15 protein-coding genes are annotated in these 19,096 nt (G+C 62.9%); 6 read left to right on the top strand and 9 right to left on the bottom strand.

What is annotated here, in order from left to right:
- Positions 1 to 24: 24 nt before the first annotated feature.
- Entirely contained in the window at positions 25 to 405 is a 381-nt protein-coding gene (locus CGS25_RS13615) for a hypothetical protein (protein WP_089033164.1), read from the bottom strand.
- A 313-nt stretch (positions 406 to 718) separates the two neighbouring features.
- Between CGS25_RS13615 and CGS25_RS13610 the strand changes: the two genes are divergently transcribed.
- Together CGS25_RS13610 and CGS25_RS13605 are read left to right on the top strand one after the other, a co-directional pair.
- The gene (locus tag CGS25_RS13610; protein ID WP_089033165.1) at positions 719 to 1,150 is read left to right on the top strand and encodes a hypothetical protein; all 432 of its coding nucleotides are present in this window, start codon (positions 719 to 721) and stop codon (positions 1,148 to 1,150) included.
- Positions 1,151 to 1,457: 307 nt separating this feature from the next.
- Positions 1,458 to 2,789 (top strand): ABC1 kinase family protein, encoded by a 1,332-nt coding sequence (locus CGS25_RS13605; RefSeq protein WP_101675806.1) that lies wholly within the window; start codon positions 1,458 to 1,460, stop codon positions 2,787 to 2,789.
- Positions 2,790 to 2,865: 76 nt separating this feature from the next.
- On the opposite strand, the gene CGS25_RS13600 is transcribed toward CGS25_RS13605, so the two are convergent.
- Entirely contained in the window at positions 2,866 to 3,417 is a 552-nt protein-coding gene (locus tag CGS25_RS13600) for a porin family protein (protein ID WP_089033167.1), read from the bottom strand.
- Positions 3,418 to 3,649: 232 nt separating this feature from the next.
- Between CGS25_RS13600 and CGS25_RS13595 the strand changes: the two genes are divergently transcribed.
- On the top strand, positions 3,650 to 6,055 hold the full coding sequence (locus CGS25_RS13595; protein WP_101675805.1) for a hybrid sensor histidine kinase/response regulator: 2,406 nt from the start codon (positions 3,650 to 3,652) through the stop codon (positions 6,053 to 6,055).
- A gap of 1 nt (position 6,056) precedes the next feature.
- Here the strand turns inward: CGS25_RS13595 and CGS25_RS13590 are convergent, their stop codons facing one another.
- The 5 genes from CGS25_RS13590 to CGS25_RS13570 form a co-directional block, all read right to left on the bottom strand.
- Entirely contained in the window at positions 6,057 to 7,385 is a 1,329-nt protein-coding gene (locus CGS25_RS13590) for a VWA domain-containing protein (RefSeq protein ID WP_101675804.1), read from the bottom strand.
- Positions 7,386 to 7,395: 10 nt separating this feature from the next.
- Positions 7,396 to 8,325, bottom strand: coding sequence for an AAA family ATPase (locus CGS25_RS13585; protein ID WP_089033170.1), 930 nt, complete (start codon positions 8,323 to 8,325; stop codon positions 7,396 to 7,398).
- A 114-nt stretch (positions 8,326 to 8,439) separates the two neighbouring features.
- Positions 8,440 to 8,787 carry a putative quinol monooxygenase gene (locus CGS25_RS13580; protein WP_089033171.1) on the bottom strand — a complete coding sequence of 116 codons (348 nt, stop codon included), beginning with the start codon at positions 8,785 to 8,787 and terminating at the stop codon, positions 8,440 to 8,442.
- Positions 8,788 to 8,878: 91 nt separating this feature from the next.
- On the bottom strand, positions 8,879 to 9,565 hold the full coding sequence (locus CGS25_RS13575; RefSeq protein ID WP_089033172.1) for a nitroreductase: 687 nt from the start codon (positions 9,563 to 9,565) through the stop codon (positions 8,879 to 8,881).
- Positions 9,566 to 9,876: 311 nt separating this feature from the next.
- Entirely contained in the window at positions 9,877 to 10,509 is a 633-nt protein-coding gene (locus CGS25_RS13570; protein WP_089033173.1) for a TetR family transcriptional regulator, read from the bottom strand.
- A gap of 255 nt (positions 10,510 to 10,764) precedes the next feature.
- Here CGS25_RS13570 and CGS25_RS13565 point away from each other — a divergent pair, with 255 nt between their 5' ends.
- Positions 10,765 to 12,771, top strand: a complete 2,007-nt coding sequence (locus CGS25_RS13565) for an SDR family oxidoreductase (RefSeq protein ID WP_101675803.1) — start codon at positions 10,765 to 10,767, stop codon at positions 12,769 to 12,771.
- A gap of 285 nt (positions 12,772 to 13,056) precedes the next feature.
- On the opposite strand, the gene CGS25_RS13560 is transcribed toward CGS25_RS13565, so the two are convergent.
- The gene (locus CGS25_RS13560) at positions 13,057 to 14,028 is read right to left on the bottom strand and encodes an alpha/beta fold hydrolase (RefSeq protein ID WP_101675802.1); all 972 of its coding nucleotides are present in this window, start codon (positions 14,026 to 14,028) and stop codon (positions 13,057 to 13,059) included.
- A gap of 112 nt (positions 14,029 to 14,140) precedes the next feature.
- On the opposite strand from CGS25_RS13560, the gene CGS25_RS13555 reads away from it, so the two are divergent.
- Both CGS25_RS13555 and CGS25_RS13550 read left to right on the top strand, forming a co-directional pair.
- Positions 14,141 to 15,634 carry an adenylate/guanylate cyclase domain-containing protein gene (locus CGS25_RS13555; protein ID WP_232802410.1) on the top strand — a complete coding sequence of 498 codons (1,494 nt, stop codon included), beginning with the start codon at positions 14,141 to 14,143 and terminating at the stop codon, positions 15,632 to 15,634.
- The gene (locus tag CGS25_RS13550; RefSeq protein WP_101675800.1) at positions 15,621 to 16,673 is read left to right on the top strand and encodes a hypothetical protein; all 1,053 of its coding nucleotides are present in this window, start codon (positions 15,621 to 15,623) and stop codon (positions 16,671 to 16,673) included. Before CGS25_RS13555 ends, CGS25_RS13550 begins: the two co-directional genes overlap by 14 nt.
- Before the next feature lie 180 nt (positions 16,674 to 16,853).
- Here the strand turns inward: CGS25_RS13550 and gspD are convergent, their stop codons facing one another.
- Complete coding sequence (gene gspD, locus CGS25_RS13545) at positions 16,854 to 19,070, bottom strand: type II secretion system secretin GspD (RefSeq protein WP_232802408.1); 2,217 nt, start codon at positions 19,068 to 19,070, stop codon at positions 16,854 to 16,856.
- Between the last annotated feature and the right edge of the window lie 26 nt (positions 19,071 to 19,096).

Here is a 19,096-nt window from a genome sequence, read left to right as displayed (position 1 = left end):
GTCGGGCTCGTGGAGCAGGTCGAATCAGTAGTTGGAAATGAGCTTGTCCTGGGGGCGCAATACGGTGCCACGACGCTGCATGTAAAGCTCTTCGACCACATAGCGCATGGCCGGGTCCGAGAGCCGCAAGGAAATCTGCACCTGTTCGACGCTGTCGGTGAAGCGCAGCTTGACCAGCCCGGACAACAAAGCGCTGCCGTCGCCGCTGATCTCAGCGGCGTCCACCAGTACCGCCTGGTCGTTTCTGCTGTCCAGATAGCGCACTAACAGTTGCACCGTGCCGGTGGCACCGGACACCCGTGCCCAGGCCGCCACATTGAACTCGGCGTCCCATTGACGCGCGCGCGCGGGCCGACCGTCAGCCCAGATGCGGCTGGGCACCTTGGCGATGAATTTTTCTATCATTGATGGCTTGTCTCGATCCGGATTACGCAACGGCTCCGGCTGTTGCCGGACGCCTGCCAGAATATCGTTCTCCCCCGTCGGCGCTACGCCGGGCGGCGGCGATCTCACACCTTCTCCGTATGGAGTGTACGTGCCCGGACATTGTTCCTGCCACGGGCCATTTGGCGTCGGCGCTGGGACCCGGTTCACACCTCTTCGCATCTCACCATCAACAAAGGTACAATTGTTGGACAAAAAATAACCTCGCCGCCCATGGCCGCCCCTAAACTTTGCCCACTTACACAGCCACCAGCAGCGGAAGCAGAGACCAGCCATGGGCGAATTAAAGCAACTTCGAGAGCAACAACAGACCCTGATTCACCGCGCCAAGCGCCTCAGCAATACCCTTTATCTTGCCGGGCTGGGCGCCTACAGCAAGGCCACCAACCATTCCGAAGCGCTCTATCAGCGCTATCTGGAAGAAGGCACGCAGGCCTATGGCGATGACGCCGAACGCAAACCGGCCCTTTTGCTGGCGGGGCGCGGCGCGGTAGTTAGTGCTCGCAAACTCCTTGAGGACGCGCCCGCCAAGCGTGGTGAGCTCTACGAACAATGGATTGCCACCGGCAAACAAGAGCGCGGCGAAGACTCGGCTCAGGCCAACGAGCTCGTGTTGGCCGGCATCGGCGCGGTCAGCACCCTGCGCCAGCGCAGCCAACGGCTGTTCGACGATCTGGTCAGCACTGGCGAAAAAGAAAGCGCCTGACCAGGCCGAGGCAAAGCCGGCCCGCGCCGGCTTTGCTTTTTCCCCACACTCTCTTTCGCCCTCTCTTTCGCACTCTCTTTCTCCCTGCACGCTCTGTTCTTACTCGTGCCGACCTGCCCCCTCGCTCCCGGGACGACCACGGTGACAGCCGGCGCCGCGCGCTTGAGGGTCTGTTATAGTTGCTTCACCATTACCACCGCGCCGCCTCCGGCCAAGCCTGGCCGGGCCTGGCGAGCAGCTACCCGACAACGCCGCTTGCGGTGCAACGGCAACCGCCCTTTAAACCTTTACCCACTACGAGACGTCGATGGCCAAACGCGGACGGGATCAACGGCCCACCAGCTCCCGCGGCCGGCTTTGGAAACTCACCGGCATGACCACCTCCATCGCCACCCGCGTGGCGACCCACCAGGTGAAAGGCTGGTTCCAAGCCCCCGAGGCAAGGGAAGCCAACCGGGAGGCGCTAATGCGTCATATCGGCCGGGAAGTGGCCGCCACCCTGGGTGAAATGAAAGGGGCGGTGATGAAAGTCGGGCAGATCGCCTCCCAGATGCAGGACGTGCTGCCGCGCGAAATCGCGGAACAGCTGGCGGTGCTGCAAAACGCCTCCGCGCCGATGCCTTTCCATGTGATCCGGCGGCAATTGGAACAGGCCCTCGGCGGACCGATCGCCGAGCACTTTTCGCATTTCGAGGAGCAGCCCTTCGCCGCCGCTTCCATCGGCCAGGTCCACCGCGCCACCACCCTGAGCGGCGAACCGGTGGTGGTGAAAGTGCAGTACCCGGCGGTGAAGGCCTCCATCGATTCGGACATGAAACACCTCAAGCGCATCCTCAAGCTCGGCAGTCTGCTGCGGGTGGACGAAAACGCCCTGGACGCGGTGTTTCGGGAAATTCGCACGCAGTTGGATGATGAACTGGATTATCAAAAGGAAGCGGACAATCTGCGCCTGTTCCACGAGTTCCACGCCGACGACGCCGATGTGGTGATCCCGCGCGTGTTCCCGGCTCTTTCCAACGCCAGCGTGCTGACCCTGAGCCTGGAGGAAGGCACGCCGCTGGAGCAGGTCAATGATGAAAACGGCTTTGATCAGGCGCTGCGCGACCGGTTCGGCACGCGCCTGTTCGACCTGATTGCCCGGCAGATCTTTGATCTGCGGGTGGTGCATTGCGATCCCCACCCCGGCAATTTTGCCTTCCGCACCGACGGCAGCATCGTGCTCTACGATTTCGGCGCGGTGAAGCGCCTGCCCGAACAGGACGTTCAATTGATGGCACGGATCGTACGCGCCGCTCTCGACGGCCACTGGCAGGCGCTGGATCAGGCGCTGCTGGAGATCGGCGCCCGCCGTGACCGCTCTGAACAGGTCTCCGAGCGCCTGTATCGCAACTGGGTCCCGCTGCTGGTGCAGGGCTTTTCCGACCAGGGCTTCGATTTTGGCAGCGCCCGGATACACCAGGAGCTGATTCAGCAAGCCAAACGCACGCCGCTGGAAGAAATGCTGAAGTTCCAGCCCTGTTCGCGCACCCTGCTGGTACAGCGCGTGGTCGGCGGTCATTACTGGACGCTGAAAAGCCTGCGCGTGAAGGCCGCGTTCCGGCCGCCCCTGGAGGAGTTACTGGCACGCGGCCCGGGGTAGCTGGCACAACGAAATCGCGGCCGCTGGCGGCCGCGATGGAGGGCGGCGCCTTCCCTGGCGCCAGGTCAATGGGGGTTCAGAACGCGGAACGCAAACCCACGCTGATGCCCGATATCTCTTCATCGCCGTCGTCGTAATAGCGCATGTATTCCAGGTTGGCGCCCAGAGTATCGGTGAGATTGAAATCGATACCCGCCCCGTACGACTGATCCTCGAAGTGTTCGTCATCGTCCACTGAATAATCGATGCCCGCCACCGAACCTTCCGCTTTGACGGTCCCTTTCATCTTGGTGTAACCGCCGATGATGTAGGGGTGCACGGACTCGGAAATCGGCGCCGCCAGTTTCACGTAGGCACCGTACATATTGTCCAGTTCGAAATCGACAATGCCCTGTGAGTCTTCACTGAAACCGGCACCGCCACGCACCTCGAGGCCGAGCCAGTCGGTGAATTCCACGCCACCACGCAGCACCGCGCCGTCGATCTTCAGGGTGTCGCTGTCATACTCATCGTTGTCGTATTGAAACTGTGTGTAGTTGGCGCCGATATAAGGCCCCGCGGCGAACGCGCCGCCCGCCACCAGCGAGCACGACAGAACCATCGCTTTACCCAATACTTTGACCTTCATTTGCGTCTCCTTTTGCGTGTGAAGTCCGGAGCAGCACTCCAGCGCCCGTTGCCCGCCGCGCCGCTCCAGGCCCGGTGAATCCGCAAGGCGCTCCGCCAATGCTCCTCGAATTTTGACCAGCCTAACCGGGGGCGTTCCTTAACCCCCGTTAAATGGGGTAAAAGGGGATGACGGAGTTCGCATTCCGTTCGCTTTATCCGGGGGCCCCGCTTCGACAACATCAGGGAAGGGCATGAGAAGAGAAATCCAAGGGGGATGGCGGCTCTGCCTGACGCTGTGCTTGTTGCTGTGCACCGGCGCCAGCCAGGGGCTGACGCTGAACGGCGGGGAATTCTATGAAGCCGCGGCCCAGCTACGCTGGCTGGACGACGCGGCCGCACGCTTGCAACCCGACCAGGCACTGCGACGGTTGCACGCCGGCGGCGGCCAGATGCTCGGTCAGGACTACCCTACCCTCGGCTTCCGCCAGGGCAATCAGTGGTTGTACCTGCCGATCACCAATCGTGGCTCCCGCGACACCTGGTACCTGAACGTGGCCCGGCCCCATCTGGATTTCCTCGACCTCTACGTCTTTGACGATCAGAACCGCCTGATCCAGCATCAGACAAGCGGCGATCGGCGGCCGTTCGCGGCGAGAGCCTTTGCTCACCATCGGCTGGTGTTGCCGGTTACCCTGCCAACCGGTACGCACAGCTCGCTGCTGTTCCTGGCCCGGGGCGCCAATGTGATCGACTTTCCATTGACGATCTCTTCGCCTGAGCGTTTCAACCAGATGGATACCCGCCTCACCCTTTCCTCCGGATTTTACTTCGGTGGCGTGGCGATCATGTGCCTGTTTAACCTGCTGATCTTCCTGTCCATCCGTGACCTCAGCTACCTCTATTACGTGCTTTACCTGGGCACCTTTGGCCTCAATCTGTTTGCCCGCGAGGGGCTGGCCTACCAATGGCTCTGGCCCGGCGCCAGCCAGTGGAACCACCTCTGCCTGCCAGCACTCAATCTGATCACCCTGGCCTTTTCCATCCTGTTTTCCTGCGCGTTTCTGGAATTGAAGCAGCGCGCCACCACGTTCAATCGGTGGCTCACCCTGGCCGCAGGCGCACTGCTGGTGGCGGCGCCGCTGAGCCTGCTTCATTTCCACTTTTTTATCTGGTTTTCGTCCGCGGTGGCCCTGCCCTGGACGGTGATCGCGATCACCCTGGCGGTGTGGCTGCTGCGCGGCGGTTACAGCCCGGCGCGTTATTACCTGCTGGCGTCGGCGGCGATCAGCATCGCCTGCGTGATCTATATTCTCAAAACCTTCAACGTTATCGGCGGCCATTGGCTGATCGAAAACGCCCTGCAACTGGGCACCGCCACCGAGGCGGTGTTGCTCTCGTTCGCCCTGGCCCACCGAATGACCACGCTCAAAGCAGAGAACGAGCGAATCCAGCGGGAGGCCAACGAAGCATTGGAACGGCGGGTCAGCGAGCGCACCAGCGAGCTCAATGCCGCGCTCAGTTCACGCAGCGAGTTTCTCGCCGTGATGAGCCATGAGATTCGCACCCCATTGAACGGCATCGTCGGCACCCTGGACATGCTTCGCGACACCCACCTGGACGAGGACCAGCGTGTCCATCTGCACGTGATCGAGCGCTCCAGTGCCAGCCTGCTCAATCTGATCAACGATGTGTTCGATTATTCCCGCCTCAACGCCGGCAAGATGCCACTGGAGCAGAGCGCCTTTGAGTTGCCCGCCCTGGTCGGCGAGTGCGTGGCGCCGTTCGAGCAACGCGCCAGGCTGAATGGCAATCGGCTTGGCTGGACGCTCTCCAATTCACTGGGGGATTACTGTGTCGGCGACCCGGTGCGGTTGCGCCAGATCCTGATGAACCTGATCGGTAACGCGGTCAAGTTCACCGAGGACGGCGCCATTGACGTGGCCGTGCATCGCGAAGTCGACAACAGCGATTACGTGTTTTTCAGTGTCACCGACAGCGGCGTCGGCATTCCAGCCGGGCAACGCGCCCTGCTGTTTGAGCACTTTCAACAACGCGACAGCAGCACCCAGCGCCGCTACGGAGGCACCGGCCTGGGCCTGGCGATATGCCGGCAACTGGCGGAAATCATGGGTGGCGAAATTGGCGTGCAGGCCCCACCCGGCGGCGGCTCGAAGTTCTGGGTCCGGTTGCCGTTACCGCCGGGGCGAACCCGGCCGGATGAGCCGGCCCTGCCCGATCAGCCAGACAGCCAGCGCTACGCACGCTTGCTGATTGTCGACGACAACCACATCAATCTGCGCGTCGCCGAGGGTCTGTGCCGGAAATTGGGCCATCAGTGCGACACCGCCGAGAGCGGCGCGGAGGCACTCGCTACCCTGCTGGCGGCGCCGAACCGTTTCGATCTGATTCTGATGGATTGCGAAATGCCCGATATGGATGGTTTCGAAACCACCCGGGCGATCCAGCAATGGCAGCGCGAGGGGCGCCTGCCGGTGATCCCGGTGATCGCGCTCACCGCCCACGCGGTGCCGGACAAGATCGCCGCCTGCCACGATGCCGGCATGGTCGGACACATCGCCAAGCCGGTGAACCTGAGCCGCCTCAACGAGGCGCTGCAGGACACGCTGCGCGGGGTCGCCGACGGCGGCAGGGCCTGAATTAAACGTTACGCAGCAGGTAATCGGTGAAGCGGCTCAGGTCATTGAGGTTGGCGCAGCGACGCGCGCTGCGGCAGAACGGCAAATAGCTGGCCATGATGGCGTCACCACTGTTCCAGCGGCTTTCCGGTTCGGGGTTGAGCCAGAACACTTGCCGGGCGCGCCGGGAGATCTCGGCGAGATGCTGCTCACCGGCGGGCAGATCGTTATTGCGAGCATCGCCAAGCACAATCACCGTGGTGTGACGATCAATCTCGCCGCCACACAGGTTGGCGAATTCCTTGAACATGGTGCCGTAATCGGTGCCACTGCCTGACAGACGATCCAGAATCCGGCCCACCGCGATGTCCGGCTCGTAACGATCAAAATCCCCGGTGACTTCGTCGAAGCGAGAGGCGAACGCAAAGCTGCGCACTTTCGGCAGCACATCGGTCATCGCGTAAAGAAACTGCAGCAGAAAGCGCGCCGCCTCGCGCACGGAACTGGACACATCGCAGATCACCAGCACCTTGCTGCGCAAGCGCTGGCGGTCGCGCCAGTGCATTTCCACCGGGACGGCGTTGTAGCGCAGGCTGGCTTTCAAAGTACGGCGCGCATCCAAAGCGCCGCGCTTGGCGCGTTTCTGGCGGCGCTGATGCAGGCTCGCCAAACGTCGCGCCATGCGTTGTACCAGCAGGCGCACCTGTTGGAACTCGCGCAACTCCCGGAAGGGCGCCGCGCGCATGGTGTGCTCGCGCAGCGCCCGCCCGTGGGCGCGACCGTGCAGTTCGAACTGACGGCGCACATAGCCCACCGCCAGGTCACGCACCTGTTGGCGCCAGTCACGCAGCTGCGCGGCGCGGCGCTGATCGGCGCTTTTCGGGGAGCCGTCCAGCCGCAGGATTTCGTCGTCCACCGCGCCCATGCCCATGCTCATCAGCAACCGGCGCGCGTACAGACCTTGCTGGGTAATCACTTCCATGGCGGTGAAGTCGATCTCGCCCGCGGCCCGGGCCAGGGTCTGCTCCAGGCCCTCGGGGGTCTGGGCAACCAGCTCGGCGACCTCCTCCTCCAACCCTTCACCGTCCGGGCGGGCGCCATCCGTGGCGTCGTTCTCGCCGTCGCCGTCAACGCTCTCGAACTGGAAAAAGGCCTCGAAGCAGCGGTCGAATTCAAGCCGCTCGAGCTGGCTTTTCGCCAGGGTCATGGCCAGCGATTCGCGGAACCGGTCGCGGCCGGCATAGCCCACCAGCGCGGCGGCGCGGAACGCCTCTTCGGCTTCCACCGGAGAGATGCGCACCCCGGCACCACGCAGGGCCTGGATGAATTCGTGCAAACGACGCTCGGCCATGACTCAGCCCTCAGGAGGCGCGCGGCTTACGGAACCAGTGCGGCAGTATGTCCCGGGCCAGGGCGACGTCTTGTTCGTTTTTCAGCACCAGCGCCAACGTCTGCTCAACCAGCTCCGGCTCAAGCGTCTCGGCGTGCAACAACACCAGGGCCCGCGCCCAATCCAATGTCTCGGAGATCGCCGGCAGTTTTTTCATGTCCTGTTCACGCAGATGCTGAATAAACGCCACCAGCTGCTCGCGCAGCTGCTCCCCCAGTTCGGGTACCCGCTGGGCCAGAATGCGCCGCTCCAGATCCGCGCCCGGGTACGGGATATAAAGATGCAGGCAGCGACGCTTAAGGGCATCGGAGAGTTCACGCTGGTCGTTGCTGGTGAGAAACACCAGCGGCTGATGGCGTGCCTTGACGGTGCCCATCTCCGGAATCGAGATCTGAAAATCGGACAGCAACTCCAGCAGAAACGCCTCGAATTCCTGGTCCGCTTTGTCGATCTCATCGATCAGCAACACCACCGGCTCGTCCGAGCGCAACGCCTTCAACAGCGGGCGTGGCTCCAGAAAGGTCTCACTGTAGAAAGCGTCACCCAGGTCGCCAAGGCGCTTGATGCTGGCCTCCAGGCCTTCCGCGTCGCCGAGCAGGTCACTGAGCTTGTCGCGCAGCAATTGCGTATAGAGCAATTGCTTGCCGTATTTCCATTCATACAGCGCCCGGCTTTCATCCAGCCCTTCATAACACTGCATGCGGATCAGGGGCGCCTCCAGGAACGCGGCGGCGGCTTTCGCCAGCTCGGTCTTGCCCACCCCCGGCGGGCCTTCCACCAGCACCGGTTTGTGCAACTGCGCGGCCAGATAAACCGCCAGGGCGGTGCGCTGGTCGCAGATGTAATCCTGCGCGGCGAAATTGCGGACCACATCCTCAACGGACTCGATACGGGTTTTCATGTCGGGCTCGGCTGTGAAGAAGAGGTTCAAGTTTAGGACAGTCGCCGGTCGTGGGCAGAGACGGGAACCGTCGCCGCCATGGGGGATACGGACAATCGGCCGGCGCGGTTGCGCTCAGTGCACCACGGTGTCATCCGCCAGCATCATGCCGGACGGGTCGTTGCCCTCGTCTTCATCGTCGCTGACATCGAAATGCAGGGAATGCACTTCGCCGTCAATCATCTCCGGAATACGGTCCAGAAACAGATCCAGATGGTCGGAATCAAAATGGCGCTCCAGGGCATCCAGCGTTCGCCATTGCTGCCAGAGCATGATTACCCGGGGCGCGTCCGCTTTGACGTAAACCTCATAGGACAGGCAGCCATCCTCATCGCGGGCATGGCTGGCCAGTTCCTGGATCAGAGCCAGGGCTTTGTCCCGCGTCGCGTCGCGGACCGGTATCACACCTTTAACGATGACCATGCTGCCTTTACAATCCAGTCAAACAGACCGAACAGTATAACATGGATCGGCAATCGCCGGGGCGCAGGCCCCGGGAGTGCCGGCAGGCTGGCTAGAGGCGCTGCTTGAAGGTCACCGAGTCGGCCAAGGGGATGCGGCCAACGCGGGTACGGTTGGCGGCCACCGTTTCGTCTTCGTAACCAAAGCTGATGCCGACCATGATCACGGTGGAATCGGGCTCGCCAAATACGTCGCGCACGTCGTTGGGGTAGTAACGCATGCTGCCCTGGGCGCAGCAGCCGATGCCATGGGCGGTCATCGCCAGCATCAACGACTGAATGTACATGCCCACGTCCATGGCCACGGTGGTCCCGAACGATCGCTCCATGCCGATGAACACCACGTGCGGGGCGTCAAAAAGCTCGAAATTGCGCAATTGGGCGCGCTGGCGGGCGGGTTTGTCGTCGCGGGCGATGCCCATGTTGTTGTACAACTCCACCGCGCAATCGATCTGACGCTGGCGGTAAACACCGTTGAACGTGCCCGCGTTGGGCTCGAAATCCGGCTCGATGGGAATGCCAGCGGCCACCTTTTCGACCATCCGGCGGCGCAGTTCATCACGCGCCTCTCCGGAGGCCACGAACACTTTCCAAGGCTGAATATTGCAGTTGGACGGCGCCAGCTGGGCCAGCGAAAAGACCTGTTCAAGCACGTCCTCGGGCACCTGGCGGTCCTGAAAGCCGCGTACTGAGCGGCGCTGGCGCATGGCATCGGCGAGGGAGACTGCATCCGCGGTCATAATGACTCCTGTTGTTGTCGGATCGGGCGGAACAAATACCGGGGAACCTCTGAACAACCCCCAATGGCTCTGCGGGTGCTACAGCACGCCCTGCGGGGCTTTCCGGGCGATGCCTGCTCGGCGTTGCGCCTTCTCGACGTAGCCCGCTATGCCTTCGAAGACGCGCCTTGATCAGGCACCGCCCGGAAAGCCAGAACCATCGGGAGTTGTTCAGAGGTTCCCCTGGATTATGGAATGGTGTTTCATCCTACCCAGTTGCCGAATAAAAGGCGATGACCCACCGGTCGCGCCCGTCCTGGTCACGCCCGTTGCTAGAGCCGCTCGCCGGCCGCCCAGCGGCGCCCGCCCAGCGCCAGGATTTCCAACTGTTCCGCGGCGTTGCGAGCCAATTGCTCGCGGCGCGCCGGGGACACATCCAACATCGCCACGCCAAGGCTGAACATCAGCGCCACCGCCGCCTCCGCCTCACGCTCGGCGGGCACCGGCGGGCGCCCCTGCGAAGCCACCACCTGGCGGATGTCCTCGGCCAGCTCGTCGATCAACAATTGCAACTCACCGTGGATTCGCAGCCGATAGGCGCGCCGCCGCCCCAGCCGTTGCTGCAGCAGCAACCGGAATTCGTCTTCATAGAGGTGTTGAAAACGGCCAAACCGACCCACCAGCTCACGGACCGCCCGGGCCACGCCGATTTCGATCATGCTGCGCCGGCCCTCGGCCATCCCGCCACGCAGGCGAAAGCAGGCCCGGTCGATCAGCGCCAGCCCCAAGGCTTCCATGTCGGGAAAATGGTTGTACAGCGAGGTCGCCGCCAGCCCCGCCTCGCGGGCCACCTCGCGCAGGCCAAGGCTGTCGAAGCTGCGCCCGCCGGCCATCAGGCTGGTGGCGCTGTCGAGAATCCGCTCGCGGGTTTCGCGCTTTTGACGTTGTCGGGGGGTATCGGACATTAGCCTTACAAACGTTAGTTTAAATTCATGCCCTATCTAGCCATAAAACACCGTTTCATAGCAATGGCGCGTGTAAACAATTGACGAAGGCTTGTTCCATGCTGAAAATAACTCACAGTTGTTAGTTGTAATTCTGGCACGCCGGAGGAACACTGGCCCTTTCGGGTCGGGCGGCGCATCATCGCAATGACGGCGCATGGGGTGCCCACCGCCGTCGGCGCGGCTACATCAAGGACGTACAGCAAGGGGCTCTTAATGAATTACCTGGTCACTGGTGCTACCGGCTTTATTGGTCGATTTCTGGTCGCGCGCTTGCTCAGACGCGAAGGCGCCCGGGTGTTCGCGATCGTGCGGCCCGGCTCCGAGTACAAACTCGACGCATTGCGCCGCCGGCTGTGCGTGGAAGAGGATCGGCTGGTACCGATCAAGGGCGACCTGACCAAAAAGCTGCTGGGCATCGGCAAACGGGACCAGGACGATCTGGTCGGCCAAATCGATCACTTCTTCCATCTCGCCGCCATTTACGACCTCAACGCCGACGAGAACACCCAGCGCTACATCAACATCGAAGGCACCCGGCAGACCCTGAAACTGGCCGAGAAGCTCAACGTCAAATGCTTCCACCATATCTCCTCGGTGGGCGCCGCCGGTCTTTATCAAGGCACCTTCACCGAAGACATGTTCGAAGAGGCGGTGGGCCTGGACGACCCTTACCTGCTCACCAAGCATGAGTCGGAAGGCCTGGTTCGCCAGGAGAGCCGCATTCCCTGGCGCATTTATCGCCCGTCACTGGTGGTCGGGCATTCGCAAACCGGGGAAATGGATAAGATCGACGGGCCCTATTATTTCTTCAAGGTGGTGCAGAAGCTGAAGGATTATCTGCCCAACTGGATTCCTTTGCTGGGCGTGGAGGTGGGCCACTTCAATGTGGTGCCGGTGGATTTCGTCGCCGACGCGCTGGACCACATTGCCCACCAGCCCGAGGGCAACGGCCAGTGCTTCCACCTGACCGCCGACCGCAGCTACAACTTCGGTGAGTTGCTGGACATTATCGCCAGCGCGGCCCAGGCGCCGCGCATGGCGGTGCATCTGAATCAGCGAATGTTCGATGCCGTGCCCGGCTTCGTGAAAAAGGGCATGAGCGCCCTGACGCCACGGATGCTGATCAATCAGACCTTGGAAAATCTCGACATTCCCCCGTCGATCTTGCCGTTCCTGACCTTTCCCACGGAATACGACAATCAGCGCGCCCAGGCCGCGCTGGCGGGCAGCGGCATTAAGGTGCCGGACGTGGAAGACTACATGCAGCAGTTGTGGGACTTCTGGGAAAACCACCTGGACCCGGACCGCGACGAGCGTGAAGACGAGCTGCAGCCCTTGCCCTCATTGCCTGAGCGGGTGGAAGACAAGATCGTTCTGATCACTGGCGCCACCTCCGGCATCGGCAAGGCCAGCGCGCTGAAGCTGGCCCGCGCCGGTGCCACCGTGCTAGTGGTGGCGCGCACACCGGAAAAACTGGAAGAGACACTGCATGAGATCAAGCAGCTCGGCGGCACCGCCCGGGCCTATCGTTGCGACGTCACCGATCTGGACCAGATCGACGAACTGGTGGAAAAAGTCCTGGCGGACTATGGCCGGGTGGACATCCTGATCAACAATGCCGGCCGCTCGATTCGCCGCTCGGTGGTGCACGCCTTCGACCGGTTTCATGATTATGAGCGCACCATGCAGCTCAATTACTTCGGCGCCCTGCGATTGATCATGAAACTGCTGCCAACCATGGTCGAGCGCGGCTTCGGCCATGTGATCAATATCTCCAGCATCGGCGTGCTCACCAACGCGCCGCGGTTCTCCGCCTACGTCGCCTCGAAAGCCGCGCTGGACGCCTTTACCCGTTGCGCCGGCAGCGAGCTGGCGCACCAGGGGGTGCGCTTCACCACCATCAATATGCCGCTGGTTCGCACGCCCATGATCGCCCCCACCAAGATCTACAACCATGTCCCCACCATCAGCCCCAATCAGGCGGCGGACATGATCTGCGAGGCGGTGGTCCGCCAGCCCAAGCGCATCGCCACCAGCCTGGGCATTCTTGGCCAGGTGATGCATTTCATCACCCCGAGAGTCACCGAGACGATCATGAACACCGGCTACAAGCTGTTTTCCGACTCAGCCGCCGCGCGCGGTGAAAAAGAGGTCAACCCGAAGCGGATCAAACGCGAGCAGGCGGCGTTCTCACGGCTGTTCAAGGGCATTCACTGGTAGGCCGATCAGGATCGGGTGTTTTGTAGGAGCAGGCCCAGCCAGCGAATTCTTTTGATTTAAGGGCGCAGGCACGCAGCACGCTGAATCGAAGCCAGCTGCGACGTTAGCGGATTCACAATGCGCTTTTGCGCACCGCACAGTGGCGCCGATTTTGACTTGGCGTGTTGCGCGAAGCGCAAGCGGGCGGCGTGTCGCGTGTTGCCTCGCCCCCGGCCTCGCCTTCGGCTCGGTTCGCTGGCTTGACCTGCTCCCACAGCGGCTTCGTGAGGTGAGGCGACGCCCGAATCAAGCCGGCGCGCCCTCGCCCACTCTTTCAAGAAAGGCGAGGATCTCCCGGTTCACTTCGGCGGCCTGCTCCATCTGAATCCAGTGGCCACAGCGGTCCAGAATCACGGTGCTCAGATCGGGCACGTAATCGGGCATGCGCGCCAGCGCTTTCTGGCCGAAGATCAGCACCGGGTCCTGCATGCCACCGAGAAACAGAACCGGCGCCGGGATCGTCCAGTTCGGGTCGTCCCGGCTTTCCCGCCAAGAGGCGTCCATCGCCCGGTACCAGTTGATGGCACCGGTAAAACCGGTCTTCTCGAAGCGGGCTACGTAGTAGGCCAGATCCTCATCGCGCATCCAGCGCGGTGGTGTCTCCGGCCTGGACATGGCCTGTAGAATCCGCCGGTCATCGTGGCCGACACGAAAGTCGTCGATGCCGTCCGCGGAGAGGCTGTGAAATAGGCGGCGCAGGCTGTCCTGAACATTTTCCTGCAGCTCCTGCTCCGGCAACGCCGGCTGTTGGAAGTACAACATGTAGAAAAAATGATCGCCAAACAGCGCGCGCATTGCCTCGGTGGGCGGCCGGGGCGCGGGGCCACCATAGGGCACCGACAACCCCACCACCGCCGCGACCCGCTCGGGGTGCCGGCGCGCCACCTGCCAGGCCAGAGCGCAGCCCCAATCGTGCCCAATCAACACGGCGCGCTGCGCGCCCAGAGCGTCAATCAGCGCCACCACGTCGGCCACCAGCCGCGACTGGCGATATTCTTCCACCTCATCGGGGCCACCGGTTTCGCCGTAACCGCGCAGGTCCGGCGCCACCGCGTGGTAGCCCGATTGCGCCAGCACCGGCAGTTGATAACGCCACGACGCCCAGCACTCGGGGAAACCATGCAGGCAAAGCACCAGGGGGGCATCGGGCTCACCGGCCTCGGCAATAAAGAAGTCCAATCCATTGGCGGCCAGGCGCCGTTCGCTGATAAATGCCATATCGAATCGATCTGTTTGCTCAATCCCAGGGTTTCAGGCTGGTTTCCAGCCGGCCAGTCTGGCAATGTGACACTGCAATTCATGCGTGACAAGCGAAGCCGTGCCAGCCGCCGTGACCCAGCCCCCGACCCGCCAGCGTTCGACCCCCAGGCAGCGCTTTAATGCGTTGATCAAACCCTATGTTCCCGCCTATTTCCCAGTGGCCTGGAAGATGGGTCTATCGATCTCGGCGTTGCTGCTGATCGGCATGGCGCTGTTGGGCTCCCTGCTGCTCAATAATCAACTGGAACGCATGCGCGCCCAGGCCGATACCTTTGGCGACGCCATCGCCACCCAGCTCGCGCACACCGCCCAGGAGCCGCTGCTCGCCGAAGACAGCTTTCTGCTCAAAGTGCACATCAATAACCTGGTCCGCAGTGGCAACATCCATGGCGCAGCCCTGTTTGATCGCGACGGACAACAACTGGACAAAGCCGGCCTGGTGCCCCCCGGCGGCACGCCGGCCACGCACACCGTGCGCCGCTGGCGCCTGGAGCACCACGCCTTGAGCACCTATTTCGCGCCGGTGATGGTGGAGCAGGCGCTGGCCGGCTCGGTGGCGGTAACGCTTTCCGACCGCCCGATCATCGCCGCCCAAAAGGACGTGCGCGACACCATGATCACCGCCACCCTGGTGATGGGGCTGCTGGCGATCATCGCCTCGTTCCTGATCAGCCGGCGCCTGGCCCAGCCGATCCATAATCTGCTCGCCGCCACCAGCGCATTGCGCAAAGGCGATCTGGAATATCGCATCCATGAGCGGCGCAACGACGAAATCGGCCACCTGATCGAGGCCTACAACAGCATGGCGCACAGCATGCTTGAGAAAGATCAGGTGGAGCGCGTGCTGCAGCGCTTCGTCAGCCCCTCGGTGGCGCGCAAGATGATGGCGGACCTCAACCAGGTCACCCTGGGCGGCCGGGATGTGGTGGCCACCGTGGTGTTCGCCGACATCGTCGGCTTTACCCGGCTGTCTGAAACTCTGGCGCCGGAAGCGGTCGCCAACATGCTGAACGTCTATTTCGACGCCATCACCACCGCCGCTGGTTGCTACCGGGGCACCATCGACAAATACATGGGCGACTGCGCGATGATCGTGTTCGGCGTGCCGGAGGAGGATTCCGAGCACCTGTTTCATGGCCTGTGCTGCGCGGTAATGATTCAGCGGCTGGTGGCGCGCCTGAATCAGCATCGCGAGGCCCGCGGGCAAACCACCGTGGAGTTTCGCATCGGCATTAACGCCGGGGCCATGCTGGCCGGCAATCTGGGCTCCCGGGAGCGGATGCAATACACGGTGGTCGGCGATGCGGTGAATCTCGCCTCGCGGCTTTCCAATATGGCCGCCGCCGGTGAGATCATCGCCGCCGATACCCTGTTCGCCGACGCCAACATCGCCTCGCGTGTGCGCGCCACGGAATACGGCGCCATGCGCGTGCGGGGCCGTACCGAGCAGGTTGGTACCTACCGGGTCGATGGCGTGCACGCGTTGTCCGAAACCCTGATGGAGCAGCGCATCGCCCAGTTCCTTTCATCGCTCAGCCCGGAGGCGTCCAATGGCCGCTACTGAGACCCGACGCGGCCCGCGGGCCGCCGCGGTGACCTTGGCGATGGCCGTGTTGCTGTCGGCCTGTTCCAGTCTCCCACTGTTCTCCAACGACAACAGCCAACGGCTGGACGATGCGATCGCCGAGGATCGCTACGCTGATGCCCTGGCGATCATCGACGGCGCCGATCCGGATGACCCGCTTAACGCCGCCCTGCTGGCGCGACGTCCGGCGGTACTGGAGGCGAGCCACGCATACCGCGGCGACGCGCTTGACCGGGCCCGCGCCTTCGGCGCCCGGGGAGACTGGCAAAAGGCGTATCAGACGCTGGATCAGACGTCGCCGAGAGTGGTGGACAACCAACCTCTCAGCACGCTGAAACAACAACTGCAGGCACGGGAAGCGGACCGTCTGCGTGAGCGCCTGAGCCGTTGGTATCTGGCCGTGGGGCAAGCGGTGCTGGACAGTGGCGATTTGAACAGCGAACTGGCGCCCTTCGAAGCCGCCAGAGCCGGCGCGGCCCGCGCCGAATGGAATCGCCTGCGCAACGAAGCCACGGTCGCGCTCACCGACCTGGGCCACAGCTACGCGAACCAGGAGCAGTGGGCGCCGGCGCTACGCTTGCTGGACATGGCCCAACGCCTCAGCCCCAGCCGCCAGCAGCCGGCGGCTCTGGAGCAGGCCCGCCACCACATCAGCAGCAGCCGCGACCGGCGCCGCTCCGAGCGCAGCGAGGCCCAGCGTCGACAGGCGCAAAGCCTGGTGGCGGCGTATCAGGACAGCGGCGAGCTGAACGACCTTCTGGCCGCGCGCACTTATCTTATGGAACACCCGGACAGCGCCCCGGGAGCCCTTCGTCATCAGGTGGATGCCTGGTGTCAGCAGCGCTTCCAGGATGCCATGACGCGTGGCGAGGCCCTGTACGCGCGCGGCGAGTATCGCGATGCCTACCGGCTATGGCGTCAGGTTGCCCCGCTGCAACCGGACAACGAAGAATTGATCAAGAAGCTGGAACGCAGCCGCAAAGTGCTGAAGAACCTGCGCTCACTGGACGAGACTTAAACGAGGCCTCTCAAACAAAGCCAATGGTGCGCCCGCGACCTGCGACGAGGCCACCCGACGCGCGGTGCCGCTCGCTTGAGTGCCATTGGTTGACGTCAAAGCCCCTCAGCCCTTGCGGGAGAGGGGCTGAAGAAAAAGGCCCGCCAGAAAGCCGGGACGAGGCCCGGCTCCACGCCCTGACTATGAGCGCGGAGACGGCGCCTCGCCACCACGGGCAGCCTGGTCGTCACCACGGTCATCATCTTGCCGTTCTTCGCGCCGCTCTTCCTGCGGCGACTCTTCCTTGACGCCGGGCAGGAAGCCCTCGTTCTCGATCACCGGCTCGGAGGTGCTCGGCGCGGCGCTTTCATCAACGCTCTTGTTTTGCTCTCTCTCATACGCCTTGCGGTAATCCTCGGACACCGGCGAACGGCCATCGAACAACTGGCTGGCACGGGTCGGCAGCGGGAACGCCGTGTCGCGCACCAGATTGCCGTCTTCATCGACGCGGAACTGCATGGCGGTCACGCCCATGTATTTCTCGCGGGTCATGTCCACCAGACGCTCATTGTCGACCAGCACGGTGGGCTTGATGAAGATCATCAGGTTACGCTTCACATGGCTCTTGCTGGTGGAGCGGAACAGCACGCCCAGTAGCGGGATGTCCCCCAGCAACGGCACCTTGCGCACGGTGTCCTGAACGTCATCGGAGATCAGGCCACCCAGAGCGATGGTCTCGCCATCGTCCGCCAGCACCGTGGTGGTCAGCTTGCGTTTGGTGGTCACGATATCCACGGCCTCGCCCACCGAATCCTTGACCGCCGAGGTTTCCTGTTCCAGTTCCAGACGGATGGTGTTCAAGCCGGCCACATGGGGCGTGACCTTCAATGTCAGGCCCACGTCCTCACGCTGAATGGTGGTAAAGGGGTTGGATACGCCGGAGCCGGTGCTGGAGGCCTGGCCGGTCACGAAGGGCACGTTCTCACCGACGATGATCGACGCTTCCTGGTTGTCCAAAGTCAGAATACTGGGCGTGGACAACAGATTGGTGTTGGTGGTGGAGGCCAGCGCCTGCACCAGCGCGCCCCATTCCAGATCACCGTTCGAATTGGTTTTGCCAAAGCCCGCGGCCAGACCGTCGCCCAGGGAAATCTGTGAGGGGTCTTCGGTGATCACCGCGCTGAGCAGATCCTGGATGCTGACACCGCTGTTGTTGAAGTTAACCGCGCCAATGCCGTTCTCGCCACTGCCCGCCACGTACTGGAAGCCCAGGGAGCTGGCTTTGTCACCGGTGACCTCGACGATCGCCGCTTCAATCAGAATCTGCGCACGGCGCACATCCAACTGACTGATCACCGACTGAAGCTCGCGCATCATCTCCGGTTCGGCGCGAATCACCAGGGCGTTCAGAGAGACATCCGCCTGGATCGACACTCGCGCGGTGGCACTGGTGCCACCTGCCGTCGCCGCCGGCGAGCCCTTGGTATCGCCCTGCTTAACGGCGGACGCGCCTTCGGCGAAATTCTTCAGCAAGTCCGCCATTTTTTCGGCATCGCCATGGCTCAGGCGCACCACTTGAACCCCACCGGCGGCGGCGGACGGCGTGTCCAACTTGCTGATCAACGGCAACAAGCGGGCGCGGGTGCCCCGATCCCCTTTGATGATCAGCCGGTTGGTACGCTCGTCGGCGACCACGGTGGCGTTGCTCTGGTTCGCCGCTCGCCGGTTGCCCGGGTCCGGCTTGGTGAGTTCCTGCAGCAGGGCCACCATGTTGCCGGCGAACGCGTGCTTGAGCTGAACGATCTCCACATCGTCGCTCTCGGCGCCGTCCAGGCTCTGAATAATGGCGCGGATACGACCGATGTTGTCCGCGTGATCGCTGATGATCAGCGCATTGGCGGACCCCACCGCCGCCAGGTGACCATATTGCGGCACCAGCGGACGCAGCACCGGCACCAGCTCTTCCACCGGGGAATTGTCCACCGGAATCACCTGCGTGATCAGCTCCTCGCCATCCACCGTGGTGCTCTGGGTGAGCGGCAGATTGCTCTGTTTGGCGGTGGTGTTGGTGACGATCTTGATCACGTTGCCCGCCGGGACCGCGGCGTAACCGTGCACCTGCAGAACCGACAGAAACAGTTGATAGACCTCATCGGAACTGAGCGGCTTGTTAGAGATCACCGTCACGTCACGGGCGCGAACGCGCGGGTCGATAACGAAATTCTTGCCGGTCATCTCGGCGACCTGGCTGATGAACGCCTGAATGTCGGCGTTGCGGATGTTCACCGTCCAGGACTTGCCGTCACTGCTGCGAGTGACTTCGTTTTTGGCCTGCTGGGCGTGCACGCCCAGCGGCAACGTCAGCACCAGGGCCACCATGGCCGCCTGCCAGGCGATACTCCAGCGCGAGCGCGTCACGTTCCGGGTTGCGCGGTTCCGGCCTG

Source organism: Alloalcanivorax mobilis, assembly GCF_002864685.1.
GTDB classification, from domain to species: domain Bacteria; phylum Pseudomonadota; class Gammaproteobacteria; order Pseudomonadales; family Alcanivoracaceae; genus Alloalcanivorax; species Alloalcanivorax mobilis.
This window is presented reverse-complemented; position numbering and strand designations above follow the sequence as displayed.